We start from the raw sequence: 15,972 nt of genomic DNA, 5'->3' as shown, positions 1-15,972 counted from the left end.
CGAGGACCTCCCCGAACTTCGGACCCTCGAGATCGACCTCCATGATCTCCAGCGGCTTCCCCGCGGCGACGGCTACGGCGGCTCGCGTCTTCATCTTCCCGGCTCCTCGAGACTCGTCAGGCGAAACCCTAGCGGAGAGGGGGGTGGTCGCCCAAGCCCGACTTACGACCGATATTGTCCCCCCGGCGCCGTTCAGCCGATCTCCGCCAGCACCTCGTCCAGCGCCGCCAGGAAACGGTCGCAATCGGCCTCGCCGAAGGCCATCGGCGGCTTGATCTTGATGACGTTGTAGAGCGGTCCGTCGATCGACAGCAGGATCCGCCGCCGCTTCATGCCCTCGACCAGCTGCTTGGCCTCGGCCTTCGCCGGCTCCAGCGTCGCCCGGTCGCGCACCAGCTCGAAGCCGGTGAACTGGCCGAGGCCGCGGACGTCGCCGATCAGTGGATGCTTCGCCTGCAGCGCCCGCATCCCGGCCAGCATCCGCTCGCCCACCCGCCGCGCCTTGGCCTGCAGCCTTTCGTCCCGGATGACGTCGAGCACGGCGATGCCGATCGCCGACGACACCGGGTTGCCGCCGAAGGTGTTGAAATACTCCATGCCGTTGGCGAAGGCCGCGGCGATCTCCGGCGTCGTCACCACCGCGCCGATCGGATGGCCGTTGCCGATCGGCTTGCCCATGGTGACGATGTCGGGCGTCACGCCCTGGGTCTCGAACGCCCACATGTGGCTGCCGACCCGGCCGAAGCCGACCTGCACCTCGTCGGCGATGCACAGGGCGCCGGCGGCGCGGGCATGGGCGTAGGCCGCCTTCAGATAGCCGTCGGGCAGCACGATCTGGCCGCCGCAGGACAGGATCGATTCGGCGATGAAGGCGGCGACGCCGCGGCCGGCCTTGGCTGCCGCCGCGAACTGGCGGGCGACGTCCTCGGCGTAGCGGGCCCCGAGCTCCGGCTCGCCGTATTTCAGTCGGCCGCGATAGCCGTCCGGCATCTCGGCCACCCAGGTGCCCTCGGGCCGGCCCTTGCCGCCGGGCCCGTCGAACTTGTAGGGGCTGATCGCGACCAGCGAGTTGAGGTTGCCGTGATAGGCGACGTCGACCGCCACGGTGTCGGTGCGGCCGGTGGCGGCCCGCGCCATGCGCAGCGCCAGGTCGTTGGCCTCCGACCCCGAATTGACGAAGACGCAGACCGAGAGGCTGTCCGGCAGCGTCGCGGTCAGGCGGCGGGCGAAGTCGACGATGTTGTCGTGGAGGTAGCGGGTGTTGGTGTTCAGCGCCGCCATCTGCCCCTGGCCGGCCGCGACCACCCGGGGGTGGCAATGGCCGACATGGGCGACATTGTTGACCATGTCGAGATAGGCCGTGCCGGTCTCATCGATCAGGTACTGGCCCTCGCCCGCCACGATCTTCAGCGGCTCGGCATAGGACACCGACAGCGAGCGGCCGAGATGCAGCCGGCGCTGCTCCAGCAGCGCCTCATGCCCGCGCGGCAGCCGCACCGAGACTTCGGCCGGGATGCCCAGGATGGCGTTCGGGTCGGGGCTGACGCTTTCCCACACATCCATGTCGCTGCGCCGGCCCACGCCCTCGATGTCGGCGCCGCGGCCCATCAGGTCGAGCAGGAACTGGAAGTGCAGATGCGGCACCCAGTCGCCATTGGTCGGCGGCGCGCCGTTCCAGCCGATCACGTCGCCGGTCTCGACCCGGTCCCCGGCCTTGAGATGGGTCAGGGTCTTGTCGGCGAGGTGGCCGTAGAGGGTGTAGAACACGTCGCCGTCGCCGGTCTCGTGCTCCAGGATCACCAGCGGGCCGTAGTCGCCCGGCTGGGCGTTGTTGGTCACCAGATGGACGCGGCCCGGCAGCGGTGCCAGGAACGGCTCATCCGCCGGCAGGAACACATCGATGCCGAGATGGATCGTCCGCCGCTCGCCGGTGTCGGTCTTGAAGGCGTCGGTCTGGTAGACGCCGCGCGGCTCGGCATAGCGGCCGATGCCGACCTGGGCGCCGGCCCGGGCGATGCGGGCCAGCACCACCTCGGTCTTGGCGTCGACGCTGTCCAGCCCGTCCAGCGAGGTCAGGTCGGCGCTGCCCTGGGTCCAGTCCAGGACCACGACGTTCTCGGCCACCGTCAGGTCGTGGCGGCAGATCGGGCCGATGCGGTCGGCGTTGGCCGCCAGCCAGGCCAGCACCCGCCGGCTGGCCGGATGCGCCGGCAGGCCGGCCGCGGCCCGCAGCTTGTAGGCGGCGAAAGCGTCGTTGACGGTGTCGAGCTGGTCGATCAAGGCCCAGGCGTCCTTCTGGCTGATCAGGAGATAGTCGTTGCCGGGGTCGCGGGCGTGCTGCCAGGAGGACATGCACACGCTCTGCGCCAGCCGGGCGCGGATGAGGTCGAGGAGGACCGACAGCTCGTCCGCCGTCAGCGGGTTGGCGGCGTGGTAGCCGGCGACCAGCGGCAGCACCGCCTCGACCGGCCGGTCCTGCCCCATCATGGCGTAGGCGCAGGCGACCGCGAGCTCCGCCACCAGCGGGTTGGCGACGGCGTCGCCGAAATCGATCACCCCGGCGCAGAGGCCGTCGGGCCCGACCACCACGTTCCAGTCATTGGCGTCGTGATGCACCACCTGCCGGCGCAGCCCCGGCAGCAGCGGCACCACCCGTTCGTCGTAGCGGTCGAGGATCCGTTCCGCCTTGGCCCGCCGCGCCGGGTCGGCGACGTGGGGCAGCAGCTCGCGCGCCTGCGGCGCGGCGGTGATCGCCCAGCGCAGCGGCCGGTCCTGCGCCGGGTGGGAGAAATCGGCCAGCGCCCGGTCGAGCCGCCCGAGATAGGCGCCGAGCGAGCGCAGCAGCGCCGGGCCGTAGGGCCGGCTTTCGCCCATCAGCCGGCCGGGCAGCCAGTCCAGCACCCGGGCCAGGCGGGTCGACCCGTCGGCCATCGCGACCGGCACGGTCAGGCGCCCGTCCTGGGCCGGCACCGGGCGCGGCGCCGGCAGCGACGGGTCGCGGTCGGCCAGATGCAGCAGGCCGCCATCCTGGAAGTCCAGCACCGCAGCATCCGCGCCGGCATGGTAAAGCTTCAGCACATGCCGGCCGCCATCCGCCGCGGTCATCAGGAAGTTCTGGTCGAGTTCGCCCGCCAGCGCCTGGGCCCGGGCGTCGATGCCCCAGGCCGTGCGGAACAGGGATTCGGCCTCCGCCGGTCCGAAGGGACGCCGGAGGTCGAGGGCGGGATCGGACATCGGGACGGGTCTCCGGAAGGCTGGCGGCGGCGCGATCGGGTCGTACCGGCGAGAAAAGCATCGCCGGTGCCGTGGCGGCAAGGGACTTGCGGCCCCGACATAACCATTGTTTCTATGATCCGCTAAAAATTCCCCTATCCGATAAATCCGATTGCCCTTAGCCTTTCCGGAAACCAGCCATGGGAGGGAAGATTGCGTCTCTACATCTCCGCCGACATCGAAGGCATCGTCGGTGTGGTCACCCGCGACCACCTTGCCCCCGAGGGCTTCGAATACGAGCGGGCGCGCGACTGGATGACCGACACCGTGGTCGCCGCCTGCGAGGCCGCGCATGAGGCCGGCGCGACCGAGATCGTGGTCAGCGATTCCCACGGCAATGGCGAGAGCCTGAAGATCGAGAAGCTGCCGGACTACACCCAGATCGTGCGCAGCTGGCCGCGGCCGCTGACCATGATGCAGGGGGTCGAGGTCGGGGACTTCGCCGGCGCCCTGCTGATCGGCTACCACGCCGGTGCCAGCAATCGCGGCGGGGTGCTGTCGCACACGCTGAGCGGCAGCGCCTTCCAGGAGGTGCGGGTCAATGGCCAGGTGCTGAACGAGGCGGGGCTGAACGCCGCCATCGCCGGGCACTTTGGCGTGCCGGTGATCTACGCCTCGGGCGACGACGTGGCGGTGGCCGAGATCCGCGACATCGTCGGCGACATCGAGACCACCACGGTGAAATGGGCGCACAGCACCCGGTCGGCGCGCAGCCTGACCCCGGCGGTGGCCCATGCCGCGGTGCGCGAGGGGGTGAAGCGCGCCATCGCCCGGATCGGCGAGGCCAAGCCGTTCCGGCTGAAAGCGCCGATGGCGCTGGAGGTCCGGTTCCGCCACCGCCTGCCGGTCGAGCACCTGGCCTATCTGCGCTTCATCACCCAGGTCGACACCTACACCATCCGCTACGAGGCGACGGATGCGGTCGACCTGTCGAAATTCCTGATGTTCCTGTTCGGCTACAGCGCCACCGCCACGATGTAGGCGCGGCGGGTCGGGGCCATCGCGAAGGCGGCGATGGCCCCTGGCCTCAGGGGTTTCCGATCTCCGCCGTGTCGAACGGCGTGGTCTGGTACAGCCGGTTGATCCAGTTGCCGAACAGCAGGTGGGCGTGGCTGCGCCAGCGGTTCTCGGGCTGGCGGGTGGGGTCGTCCTTCGGGAAGTAGTTGCGCGGGATGGCGATGGGTTTGCGGGCCGCCAGGTCCCGGAAGTACTCGTCGCCGAGCGAGCTGGAATCGTATTCGATGTGGTTGAACATGTGCAGCGACCGATGGCGCGGATCGTCCAGCAGGCACAGGCCCGCCTCGTCGGACTGCATCAGGACGCTCATCCCGCTCTCCGGCGGAATGTCCTCGCGCCGCACCTCGGTCCAGCGCGACACCGGGATCGCGAAATCGTCGGAGAAGCCCCTGAGATAGGGCGAGGCCGGCGAAAGATTCAGGTGGCGGTACACGCCGAACGCCTTCTCCGGCAGCGGATATTTCGGCATGCCGTGGAAATGGTGCACCGCCGCCTGGGCGCCCCAGCAGATGTTGAAGCTGCTGTGCACATGGGTCTGGGTCCAGTCGAAGACGCGGCGCAGCTCGTCCCAATAGGTCACCTGCTCGAACGGCATGGTCTCCACCGGGGCGCCGGTGACAATGAAGCCGTCGAACTTCTCGGCCCGGATGTCCTCCCAGTCACGGTAGAAGGAGATGATGTGCTCGCTGGGCGTGTTGCGCGGCACGTGGTGGGTCATCTTGACCAGCGTCAGCTCCACCTGGAGCGGCGTGGCGCCGAGCAGCCGCGCGAGCTGCGCCTCGGTCCTGATCTTGTCGGGCATCAGGTTCAGCAGGCCGATGCGCATCGGCCGGATGTCCTGGCGCACCGCATCCGCCTCGCGCATCACCATGACCCCTTCCGCATCGAGCGTGGCGCGGGCGGGAAGGTCATCGGGTATCTTTATGGGCATATCGACTTGTCTCGTTGTGCCGGCGGCCGGACCTGCTGCCGGTCCGGTCGCGCCGTGGCAGCCATCAGCGGCTGGCCCGGAGTCTGCATGGACAGGGCCGGTCTGTCGAAGGTCCTGTTCGACCGCTCCCGCAGCGACGTTACCGCGGGCGGCTTCAGATCGTGAACAGCGAGCGCAGCGTGCCTTCGAGGTCGGGCTCGGGGCTGGAGCAGACGCCGAGCACGGTGGCCTCGCCATCACTCACCGCGACATAGCCGTGGCCCATGGTGCTGTCGAGGTAGATGCTGCCGCCCTTGTCCAGCCGGACCGGGGCGTAGTGCTCGGTGTGCACCTCGATCGCGCCCTCCAGCACGTAGATGAACTCCTCGCCGGAATGGCGCACCAGCGGGCCGAACTCGGCCAGGCTGCGCGCCTTCACCCGGGCGATCACCGGCACCATCCGCTTCCGCTGGATCTCAGTGCACAGGTAGAGGTAGTCGTAGCTGGGCGTGACCTGCAGCAGCCCCTCGTCGGGCAGGCTGACCGAGCGGCGGGCCAGCGTCTCCCCGGCCACCGCCGGCGTCGCCAGCAGCTCGGCCAGGTTGATGCCCAGCCCTTCGCTGATCTGCAGCAGCTTGTCGTAGGTCAGCGACATCTGGTCGTTCTCGACCTTGGACAGGGTCGAGACCGCAACCCCGGTCCGGGTGCTGACATCCTGCAGCGTCCAGCCATGCCGGCGCCGCAGCGCCTTCAGGCATTCCCCGAGCTTGGGTTGAGTGGACATGCACGGACCGGAGGTGGCGACAAGGATGACCAGCGTATGTCGACAGCGGTTCTTATCGCAAGAACCATGAATTTTCCGATCCGATATTTTATTTGACATATACACTCATAGACCTCCAGGCTGTTGAAAACAGGGAGGCTGCGGGATGGACGTCGTCGACGTCGCCGTGATCGGGGGAGGCATCGCCGGGGCGTCGCTGGCTGCGGCGGTTGCGCCGGGGCGGCGGGTGCTGCTGCTCGAGCGCGAGATCCAGCCGGGCTACCACTCCAGCGGCCGGTCCGCCGCGCTGTTCTCCGAGACCTACGGCAACGCCACGGTGCGGGCGCTGTCGACCGGCAGCCGCGGCTTCTTCCGGGCACCCCCGACCGATTTCGCTGATTTCACCCTGACCCGGCCGCGCGGCACGCTGCATGTCGGGGTCGAAGGGCAGGACGCGGCGCTGGACCGGCAGGCGGGGATCCTGGGCCGGCTGGCCCCCAGCGTGCGCCGGGTGGACGCCGCCGAGGCCGCGGCCCGGATGCCGGTGCTGCAGCCGCACCGGATCGCCGGCGCGGTGTTCGAGCCGGAGTCGCTGGACCTCGACACCAACGGCATGCTGCAGGGGTCGCTGCGCGGCCTGCGCCGCCAGGGCGGGCTGGTCCGCACCGGGGCCGAGGTCACGGCGCTGCGGCCGCTGCCGGGCGGCGGCTGGCGGGTCGAGACCGCGGCCGGGCCGGTCGAGGCCGGCATCGTGGTCAACGCCGCCGGCGCGTGGGCCGACGCCGTCGCCGCCCTGGCCGGCATCGCCCCGGTCGGGCTGGTGCCGAAGCGGCGCACCGCCTTCCTGTTCGACGCGCCCGGCCACGCCATCGACGACTGGCCGGCGATGGTCGACCTGGACGAGCGCTTCTACTTCAAACCGGATGCCGGCAAGCTGCTGGGATCCCCCGCCGACGAGACGCCGAGCCCGCCCTGCGACGCGCAGCCGGAAGAGATCGACATCGCCATCGCGGTCGACCGGATCGAGGGCGCGACCACGCTGCAGATCCGGCGCCTGTCGCATCGCTGGGCCGGGCTGCGTAGCTTCGTCGCCGACAAGACCCCGGTGCTGGGCTTCGACCCGGCTGCCCCCGGTTTCTTCTGGTGCGCCGGCCAGGGCGGCTACGGCTTCCAGACCGCGCCGGCCATGGCCCGGCTGGGCGCCGCCCTGCTGAACGGCGACACCGTGCCCGACGACCTCGCCGCGCTGGGCGTCACCGCCGCGGCCCTGGCGCCCGGGCGGTTCGCCGCCGACACCACCCAGATGGAGGCCCGCAAGTGAAGATCTTCATCGCCGCCCTGGTCACGGAGACCAACACCTTCTCGCCGCTGCCGACCGGCGCCGCCAGCTTCTATGCGCCGGAGAGCTATCGCCGGCGCGACGCCAGCCTGGACGACACCGCCGCCGACACCATCTGCCAGAAGACCTGGCGGCAGCTGGCCGAGCGCGACGGGCATGAGATCGTCGAGAGCGTCTCGGCCTTCGCCCAGCCGGCCGGCCGCACCATCCGCGCCCTCTACGAATCGCTGCGCGACGACATCCTCGATGATCTGCGCCAGGCCGGCCCGGTCGACATCGTGCTGCTGCTGATGCATGGCGCCATGGTCGCCGACGGCTATGACGACTGCGAGGGCGACACGCTGGAGCGCGTGCGGGCGATCGTCGGGCCGGACGTGCCGGTGGGGCTGGAGTTCGACCTGCATTGCCACCTGACCGACCGCATGATCGACAACGCCACCGCGGTCATCGGCTTCAAGGAATACCCGCATGTCGACCTCGCCCCCCGCGCGGTCGAGCTGTACGAGCTGTGCCTGCGCGCCCGGCGCGGCGAGGTGCGGCCGGTGATGGCGCTGTACGACTGCCGCATGGTCGGGATGTGGCGCACCCCGGTCGAGCCGATGCGCGGCTTCGTCGACCGGATGCAGGCGCTGGAGGGCCGCGACGGCATCCTGTCGGTCACCTTCAGCCACGGCTTCCCCTGGGGCGACGTCGAGGAGGTCGGCGCCCGCATGCTGGTGGTGGCCGATGGCGACCGCGGCCGGGCCCGGGCCCTGGCCGAGCGGCTGGGCCAGGAGATCTGGGACCTGCGCCACGCCACGGCGACGCCGCACGACACGGTGGACGAGGCCCTGGACCGCGCCCTGGCGGCGCCGCACGGCCCGGTGGTGCTGGCCGATGTCGCCGACAATGCCGGCGGCGGCGCGCCGGGCGACAGCACCTTCATCCTGCGCCGCATCCTGGACCGCGGCATCGGCAATGTGGTCAGCGGCAGCTACTGGGACCCGCAGGCGGTGGCGCTGTGCGAGGAGGCCGGCGAGGGCGCCAGCTTCGACCTGCGCATCGGCGGCAAATGCGGCCCGGCCTCGGGCGACCCGGTCGATCTGCGCATCACCGTCAAGCGCGTGCTGCCGGCCCTGTTCCAGACCGGGCTGGGCGAGGAGAAGTCGCCGCTGGGCCGCGGCGTCTGGGTGCAGGCGGCGAACGGCGTCGACCTGGTGCTGGTGACGCTGCGCAGTCAGACCTTCTGGCCCGACGCCTACACCGCCTTCGGCATCGACCTGTCGCAGAAGGCGATCGTGGTGGTGAAGTCGACCCAGCATTTCTACGCCGGCTTCGCCCCGATCGCGGCCGAGATCCGATACGTGACCACACCGGGCGCCATCCCGCCCAGCTTCGGCGACATCGCCTTCACCAAGCGCCGCGTGCCGTTCTGGCCGCGCGTCGAGAACCCCTTCGCCTGACATCTGCTTCTCCGGGAGGATGCCATGACCCATGACCGCCCCCTGCCACCCGACTTCAACACGCGCGTCGATGCGCTGTTCGCGCGCTGGACCAGGCCGGATTCACCCGGCGCTTCGGTCCGCGTCCTGCGGCACGGGCGCGAGATCCACCGCGGCTGCTACGGCATGGCCGACCTGGCCCATGGCGTGCCGATCGACGAGCGCACCGTCATCCGCATCGGGTCGCAGACCAAGCAGTTCACCGTGCTGCTGGCACTGATGCTGGAGGCCGAGGGCAAGCTGTCGATGCAGGACGACGTCCGCCGCCACCTGCCGTGGCTGCCGGACTTCCCCGAGACCGTGACATTGCGCCACCTCGCCGCCAATGTCGGCGGCCTGCGCGACTTCCTGGAGATCATGACCCTGGGCGGGCTGGATATCGGCGCGCCCTCAACCCGGGCCGGGGCACGGCGGATCATCGCCGGCCACAAGGCCGTCAACTTCCGGCCGGGCGAGAGCCTGATCTACTGCAACACCGGCTTCTTCCTGCTGTCGGAGATCGTCGAGCAGGTCTCGGGCAAGAGCTTCAACGCGCTGCTGGAGGACCGCATCACCGGCCCGCTCGGCATGCGCGACACCCGGCTGATGCGCTGGGATTCCGAGATCCTGCCGCGGCTGGCCGACCACCACACCCGCGGCCCCGACGGCGGCTGGCACAAGGCGCAATGGGGCGTGGTGCTGGGCGGCGAGGGCGGCATGGTCTCGACGCTGGAGGACATGACCCTCTGGCTGGCCAATCTCGACGCGCCGAAGGTCGGCACGCCGGAGATGATCGCCCGGATGTCGGCGCCGGGCGCCGCGATCGACGGCATCCCCTCGCCCTACGGCCTCGGCCTGGTCACCTGCCGCTACCGCGGCCTGTCCAGCATCGGCCATGGCGGCGGCGTCGCCGGCGGCCGGTCGGAATCGGTGCGCTTCCCGGAGGCCGGGATCGGCGTCGTCATCCTCGGCAACACCGACGATATGGGCCCGTTCTCGCTGGCCCGTCGCATCCTCGACCTGGCGCTGGGCGAGGAGGTCGGCCCGCCGCGCACGACGGCGGCGACCGAACGGCTGACCCGGGCCGTCGGCCTGTACCGGGCCGAGGGCGGCGACGACGTGTTCGGGGTCGCGCTCAAGGACGGGCAGCCGGTCTTCGTCAGCAACATGAACAGCGGCATGCCGATCGAGCAGGTCGGCGACGGCGCCTTCATGCCGGAACGGGGCATCGTGCCGCTGGAGTTCACACCGCGCGACGACGGCGATGTCGACACACGCTGGTTCGGCCGCCCTCAGCGGTTCCGCCGCCTGTCCGACACCGCCCTGCCGATCGCCCCCGGCCTGGCCGGGCGCTACTGGGACGCCACCACCGGCTTCGAGGCCGAGATCGGCGAGGATCAGGGCGAGACCGTGCTGCGCCTGCGCACGCCGCATGGGGTGTGGGAGACGGCGCTGGAGGCCCGCGCGCCCGACCTGCACCTGGCCGTGCCGCGCCGGGCCACCGCCGACACGCCGCCGAAGCCCGGCGCGGCCGAGGCGGGCGGCTGGGAGTTCACCATCCGCAGCGTCGCCGACGGCATCGTGCTGAACGACGACCGCACCAAGCGGCTGCACATGGCCCGCACGCGCTGAAGTCGCGTCGGGCACCTCGAACGGGGGAACATCACATGGCGTTCGATCGCATGGATCCGCGGGACTTCCTGTCCCTCACCTACGCCCATGCCCAGCGCCACGCGCTGGGCCGGCGGCAGGTGCTGGCCGGCTTCGGCGCGCTGGCCGGCGCCGCGGCCCTGTCAGGGGTGCCATTCCAGGCCGCCCGCGCCGAGGGCCGGGGCGGCACGCTGCGCATCGGCCGCGACCAGGAGCCGGACAGCCTGGACCCGCACAAGACCGCGCTGTCGATCTCGGACTACACCAACCTTTTCATCTACGAGCCGCTGGCCCGGATCGACACCGAGGGCAAGGTGGTACCCGGCCTGGCCGAACGCTGGGAGTTCAGCGACGGCAACAAGACCATCCTGTTCCATCTGCGCGACGGCGTGACCTTCCATGACGGCAGTCCGGCCGATGCCGAGGCCTGCGCCTGGACCACGCGGCGGATGATGGACCCGGCCACCGCCGCCCCCGCCGCCTTCCTGATGGGCCCGTTCGACACCGCCGAGGTGGTGGACCGGCTGACCGTAGCCTACCGCTTCAAGGAACCCTTCGTGCCGGTCTGGATCGGCATCGCCAGCTCCTACGCCGGGATCGTGCCGCGCCAGTCGGTCGAGAAGCTGGGCGACCAGTTCGGCCGCAACCCGGTCGGCTGCGGCCCGTTCCGCTTCACCGGCTGGGCGCCGGACAGCGGCATCACCCTGGCCCGCTTCGACGATTACAAATGCGGGCCCGTCGCCGCGCCGGACGGGCTGCAGCTGCTGTATTTCCCGGAGGATTCGACCCGGATCGCGGCGCTGGAGACCGGCGAGATCGACGCGCTGGCCACCGGCCAGGCGGTGCCGGCCGACGCCGTCCGCCGGCTGCGCCAGGACGGCGAGGTCCAGCTGCTGTCCCGCCCGGCACAGATCATCCGCGCCTTGGCCTTCAACCAGGGTATGGCGCCGTTCGACGACATCCGCATGCGCCGCGCCATCAGCCACGCCATCGACGCGCAGAAGGTGCTGGCCTTCGCGCTGGACGGCAACGGCGTGGTCGCGCACGGCCCGATCGCGTCGACCATCCCCGGCTACTCCAAGGCGGTGGAGACCCAGGGCTATCCCTATGATCCCGCCAAGGCCAAGGCGCTGCTGGCCGAGGCCGGCCATGGCAGCGGCCTGAAGCTGCGCATGATCACCGCCGACACGCCGCCGATCCGGCGCGCCGCCGAGATCGTGCAGGCGCAGTTGCGCGAGATCGGGGTGGAGCTGGAGATCCAGTCGCTGCCGACCGGCGAATGGGCGGTGCTGTCGGGCAAGGGCGAGCACCACATCGTCTTCACCGGCTACGGCTATACCGACGCCGACATCCTGTACCCGGAGTTCCACAGCCAGGGGTCGCTGAACCGCAACTTCCGCAAGGACCCGGAGCTGGACAAGCTGATCGACGCGCAGCGGGTGGAATTCGACGAGGCCAGGCGCCAGACCATCCTGGACGAGGCCCAGGCCCTGATCATGCGCGAGGCCTATTGGGCGCCGCTGTACGAGCCGCTGGCCTTCGCCGCCCTGGCGTCCACGGTGAAGGGGGCGGTGCTGCGCAGCGACGGCGACATCACCGCCGACCGCGCCTGGATCGAGAGCTGAGGCGCGGCGGTGCTGCCGCTGATCGTCAAGCGGATCGGCTACGCGCTGATCGTCATCGCCGGCATCGTCTTCGTGGTGTCGGCGATGACCCGGCTGGTGCCCGGCGACCCGGTCGACATCATGGCCGCCGGCAACCCCGGCATGACCGAGGCCGACAAGGCCCGGCTGCGCGGCCAGCTGGGCCTGGACCGGCCGATGGTCGAGCAGTACCTGGCCTATCTCGGCGGCGCGCTGCAGGGCGATCTCGGCCTGTCGCTGCGCCAGCGGGTGCCGGCCGCCCAGCTGATCCTGGAACGGCTGCCGGCGACGGCGGAGCTGACCTTCTGGGCCATGCTGCTGTCGCTGCTGGCCGCCATCCCGATCGGCGTCGCCACGGCGCTGCGCCGCGACGGGCCGGTCGACTATGCCGGCACCGTGGTCGCGGTGCTCGGCGTCTCCACCCCCTCCTTCCTGCTCGGCATCCTCCTGATCCTGCTGTTCTCGGTGCAGCTCGGCTGGCTGCCAGCCTCGGGCTACAAGGGGTCGCTGGTCGCCGCGGTGCCGACGGCGCTGCTGGACGGCCGCTTCGACCTGTTGTGGCAGAAGGCACGGTACTTCCTGCTGCCCTCGATCTCGCTCGCCTTCGGGCTGATGGCGGTGAACGCCCGGCTGACTCGGTCGGCGATGATCGAGGCGCTGCGCCAGGACTATGTCCAGTTCGCCCGCGCCAAGGGGCTGCCGCCGCGCGCCGTCACCCTGCGCCATGCGCTGCGCAACGCCATCATCCCGGTTGTCACCATGATCGGGCTGCAGCTCGGCGCCCTGCTGTCCGGCGCGATCGTGATCGAGACCGTGTTCGCCTGGCCCGGAATCGGCCGGCTGTCGGTGCAGGCCATCACCACCCGCGACTATCCGCTGGTGCAGGCGACCGTGCTGATCGCCGCGGTGCTGTTCGTGGCCCTGAACCTGATCGTCGACATCCTGTACCGCGTCATCGACCCGCGGATGCGCCATGGTTGAAAGCGCCCTGCCCATGCCCGCCGAGCGGGCACCCGCCGTGGAACGTGGCCGGTTCCGGCGGGCCTTGCTGCGCAGCCCCAAGGGGCTGACCGGGCTGGTCCTGGTCGGGCTGATCCTGGCCGTCGCCGCGACGGCGCCGCTGCTGGCGCCGCACGACCCGGCGCGGCAGATGCTGGAATGGCGCTTCCTGCCGCCGGCCTGGGCCACGGGCGGCGACTGGAGCCACCTGCTGGGCGGCGACAATCTCGGCCGCGACATCTTCAGCCGCGTCGTGGTCGGGGCCCGCACCTCGATCGCCGTCGCCGCCCTGGTGGTGGCGCTGGCCACCACCGTCGGGTCGCTGCTGGGCGCCGTCGCCGGCTATGCCGGCGGCGCGGTCGACAGCGTGGTGATGCGGCTGGCCGACTTCCAGCTGGCGTTCCCCTTCCTGCTGCTGGCGCTGATGATCATGGCGATCCTGGGCCCCGGCTTCTGGACCGTGGTGCTGGCGCTGTCGATCGCGCTGTGGGTCAACTTCGCCCGGGTGGTGCGCGGCGAGGCGCTGCGCATCCGCCAGATGGAGTTCGTCGAGGCGGCACGGTCGATCGGCGTGCCGGGCTGGCGCATCGTGCTGGGTCATGTGCTGCCGAACGTAATCCCGTCGATCCTGGTGCTGGCGACGCTGGATGTGGCGCTGGTGATCATCGCCGAGGCGGCGCTGAGCTTCCTCGGCCTCGGGGTGCAGCCGCCCACCCCGTCCTGGGGCAAGATGATCAGCGAGGGCCGCGACTTCCTGTACGACGCGCCCTGGATGGTGCTGGGGCCGGGCGCGGTGATCCTGATGACCTCGGTCGGCATCAACCTGTTCGGCGACTTCCTGCGCGACTGGGTCGACCCGAGGGCGGAACGGTGAGCGCGCCGCTCCTGGAGATCGACGACCTCCGGGTCGACTACGCCTCGCCGCGCGGGCCGGTGCGGGCGGTGGCCGGGGTGTCGCTGTCGCTCGAGCGCAACCGCATCCTCGGCCTGGTCGGCGAAAGCGGCTGCGGCAAGTCGACCGTCGGCCAGGCGCTGATGGGGCTGGTCCAGGCACCAGGCCGGATCGCCGGCGGCGACATCCGCTTCGAGGGCCGCAGCCTGGTCGGGCTGCCGGAACGCGACATGCGCCGGCTGCGCGGCGACCGCATCGCCATGGTGTTCCAGGACCCGACCGCGACGCTGAACCCGGTGCTGACCATCGGCGAACAGATCGCCGAGCTGTTCCGTTGGCACCGGCCGAAGCTGGCGCGGCGGGAGGTCGAGCGGTGGGTCGTGGCCCTGCTGGAGCGGGTCGGCATCGCCGAGGCCGAGCGCCGGCGCCGCGCCTATCCGCACGAGCTGTCGGGCGGCATGCGCCAGCGCATCGTCATCGCCTGCGCCCTGGCGCTGGACCCGGCGCTGATCGTCGCCGACGAGCCGACCACCGCCCTTGATGTCACGGTGCAGGCCCAGATCCTGGAGCTGATGCGCGGGCTGCAGGCCGAGCACGGCACCGCAGTGATCCTGATCAGCCATGACCTCGGCGTCATCGCCGAGACCTGCGACGACGTCGCGGTGATGTATGCCGGCCGCATCGTCGAGAGTGGCCCGACGGCCGAGGTGCTGGCCCGGCCGCGCCACCCCTACACCGCCGGGCTGATCGCATCCCGCCCGTCGATCGACGCGCCGGGCCGGGTGGTGCGGCCGATCCCCGGCACGGTGCCCGACCTGGCGCGGCCGCCGGTCGGCTGCCCGTTCCATCCGCGCTGCGGCCAGGCCGTCGCCGCCTGCCGCGACGCCGTCCCCGCCCTGCAGCCGATCCCGGAGGAGCCGCGCCATGCCGTCGCCTGCCCCCGCGCGGCCTGAACCGGCCGCCGACGCGCCGCTGCTGGCCGCCCCCCTGCTGGAGGTCCAGGACCTGGCCAAGCACTACCCCCTGCCCGGTCGGTGGTTCGGCATGGCGGCCGGCGTGCGCGCGGTCGACGGCGTCAGCTTCGCCATCGGCCGGCAGGAGACCTTCGGCCTGGTCGGCGAAAGCGGCAGCGGCAAATCCACCATCGGCCGGATGATCGCCCGGCTGATCGACCCCAGCGGCGGCCGCATCCGCTTCCAGGACCGCGACTGGCTGGCGCTGTCGGGCGCCGCCCTGCGGCGCGAGCGGCGGCGGGTGCAGATGGTGTTCCAGAGCCCCTACGCCTCGCTCGACCCGCGCTGGCGCGTCGCCGACATCGTCGCCGAACCGCTGCGCACCCATCTGCGCCTGCCGGCCGCGGAGCGGCGCGACCGGGTGGCGGAGCTGCTGCAGGCGGTCGGGCTGGACCCCGCCGTGGCCGACCGCCACCCGCACCAGTTCTCCGGCGGCCAGCGCCAGCGCATCGGCATCGCCCGCGCCATCGCGCTGGAGCCGGAGCTGCTGATCGCCGACGAGCCGGTCTCCGCCCTCGACGTCTCGGTCCAGGCCCAGATCCTGGCGCTGCTGCAGGAGATCAAGGCGCGCCGCCGCCTGTCGATGCTGTTCATCTCGCACGACCTGTCCGTCGTCGCCTATCTCTGCGACCGGGTCGGGGTGCTGTATCACGGCCGGCTGGTCGAGCTGGCGCCGACCCGCGCCCTGTTCGACGCGCCGCGCCACCCCTACACAAGGGCGCTGCTGGCCGCAATCCCGGGGTCCGGGCGGCGCCGGGAAGCCGCGCCGCCGACCGCTCCGGCCGGCGCCGCGCCCGAGGGCTGCGCCTATGCCGGGCGCTGCCCGCATGCGCGCGACCTGTGCCGCGGCGCGGCCCCGTCGCTCCGGCCCGACCCGGCGGGCGGCTGGGTCGCCTGCCATCGCGCCGGCGAGATCTGAGCGGCGATAACCTGAAGTTCAGGCCCCCGTCACTTTCGGGACTTGTCAGTCATGGCGGCGGCCTGCCCAAATCGCTGCCGCGGGGGGTAACGTT

The 15,972-nt window shown here is 71.3% G+C and carries 12 protein-coding genes; 9 read left to right on the top strand and 3 right to left on the bottom strand.

The genetic code is table 11. The annotated features are described in order from the left end of the window. Window positions 1-192 precede the first annotated feature (192 nt). Complete coding sequence (locus E9232_RS33460) at window positions 193-3,234, bottom strand: aminotransferase class III-fold pyridoxal phosphate-dependent enzyme (protein WP_309801617.1); 3,042 nt, start codon at window positions 3,232-3,234, stop codon at window positions 193-195. 192 nt (window positions 3,235-3,426) lie between these two features. On the opposite strand from E9232_RS33460, the gene E9232_RS33455 reads away from it, so the two are divergent. Beyond that, on the top strand, window positions 3,427-4,254 hold the full coding sequence (locus tag E9232_RS33455) for a M55 family metallopeptidase (RefSeq protein WP_309801616.1): 828 nt from the start codon (window positions 3,427-3,429) through the stop codon (window positions 4,252-4,254). Between the two features lie 46 nt (window positions 4,255-4,300). On the opposite strand, the gene metA is transcribed toward E9232_RS33455, so the two are convergent. Together metA and E9232_RS33445 are read right to left on the bottom strand one after the other, a co-directional pair. Continuing rightward, window positions 4,301-5,221, bottom strand: coding sequence for a homoserine O-acetyltransferase MetA (metA, locus tag E9232_RS33450; RefSeq protein WP_309801615.1), 921 nt, complete (start codon window positions 5,219-5,221; stop codon window positions 4,301-4,303). Window positions 5,222-5,375: 154 nt separating this feature from the next. Beyond that, window positions 5,376-5,984, bottom strand: a complete 609-nt coding sequence (locus tag E9232_RS33445) for a helix-turn-helix domain-containing protein (protein WP_309801614.1) — start codon at window positions 5,982-5,984, stop codon at window positions 5,376-5,378. Between the two features lie 145 nt (window positions 5,985-6,129). Here E9232_RS33445 and E9232_RS33440 point away from each other — a divergent pair, with 145 nt between their 5' ends. From E9232_RS33440 to E9232_RS33405, 8 genes are read left to right on the top strand one after another with little or no spacing between them, the layout of a single operon-like run. Beyond that, window positions 6,130-7,284 carry an NAD(P)/FAD-dependent oxidoreductase gene (locus E9232_RS33440; RefSeq protein WP_309801613.1) on the top strand — a complete coding sequence of 385 codons (1,155 nt, stop codon included), beginning with the start codon at window positions 6,130-6,132 and terminating at the stop codon, window positions 7,282-7,284. Next, entirely contained in the window at window positions 7,281-8,744 is a 1,464-nt protein-coding gene (locus E9232_RS33435) for a M81 family metallopeptidase (RefSeq protein WP_309801612.1), read from the top strand. The genes E9232_RS33440 and E9232_RS33435 overlap by 4 nt, the downstream gene beginning before the upstream one ends. 24 nt (window positions 8,745-8,768) lie before the next feature. Next, window positions 8,769-10,394 carry a serine hydrolase domain-containing protein gene (locus E9232_RS33430; RefSeq protein WP_309801611.1) on the top strand — a complete coding sequence of 542 codons (1,626 nt, stop codon included), beginning with the start codon at window positions 8,769-8,771 and terminating at the stop codon, window positions 10,392-10,394. Between the two features lie 35 nt (window positions 10,395-10,429). Beyond that, complete coding sequence (locus E9232_RS33425) at window positions 10,430-12,037, top strand: ABC transporter substrate-binding protein (RefSeq protein ID WP_309801610.1); 1,608 nt, start codon at window positions 10,430-10,432, stop codon at window positions 12,035-12,037. A 9-nt stretch (window positions 12,038-12,046) separates the two neighbouring features. Continuing rightward, window positions 12,047-13,036, top strand: coding sequence for an ABC transporter permease (locus tag E9232_RS33420; RefSeq protein WP_309801609.1), 990 nt, complete (start codon window positions 12,047-12,049; stop codon window positions 13,034-13,036). Further along, window positions 13,029-13,928: an ABC transporter permease gene (locus E9232_RS33415; RefSeq protein ID WP_309801608.1), complete on the top strand. Its 900-nt coding sequence runs from the start codon at window positions 13,029-13,031 to the stop codon at window positions 13,926-13,928. The genes E9232_RS33420 and E9232_RS33415 overlap by 8 nt, the downstream gene beginning before the upstream one ends. Further along, window positions 13,925-14,899 carry an ABC transporter ATP-binding protein gene (locus tag E9232_RS33410; protein WP_309801607.1) on the top strand — a complete coding sequence of 325 codons (975 nt, stop codon included), beginning with the start codon at window positions 13,925-13,927 and terminating at the stop codon, window positions 14,897-14,899. The genes E9232_RS33415 and E9232_RS33410 overlap by 4 nt, the downstream gene beginning before the upstream one ends. Then, on the top strand, window positions 14,871-15,878 hold the full coding sequence (locus E9232_RS33405) for an ABC transporter ATP-binding protein (protein WP_309801606.1): 1,008 nt from the start codon (window positions 14,871-14,873) through the stop codon (window positions 15,876-15,878). Before E9232_RS33410 ends, E9232_RS33405 begins: the two co-directional genes overlap by 29 nt. The last annotated feature ends 94 nt before the right edge of the window (window positions 15,879-15,972 follow it).

The sequence above is a fragment of the Inquilinus ginsengisoli genome (genome assembly GCF_031453975.1).
Lineage (GTDB): Bacteria > Pseudomonadota > Alphaproteobacteria > DSM-16000 > Inquilinaceae > Inquilinus > Inquilinus ginsengisoli_A.
This window is presented reverse-complemented; position numbering and strand designations above follow the sequence as displayed.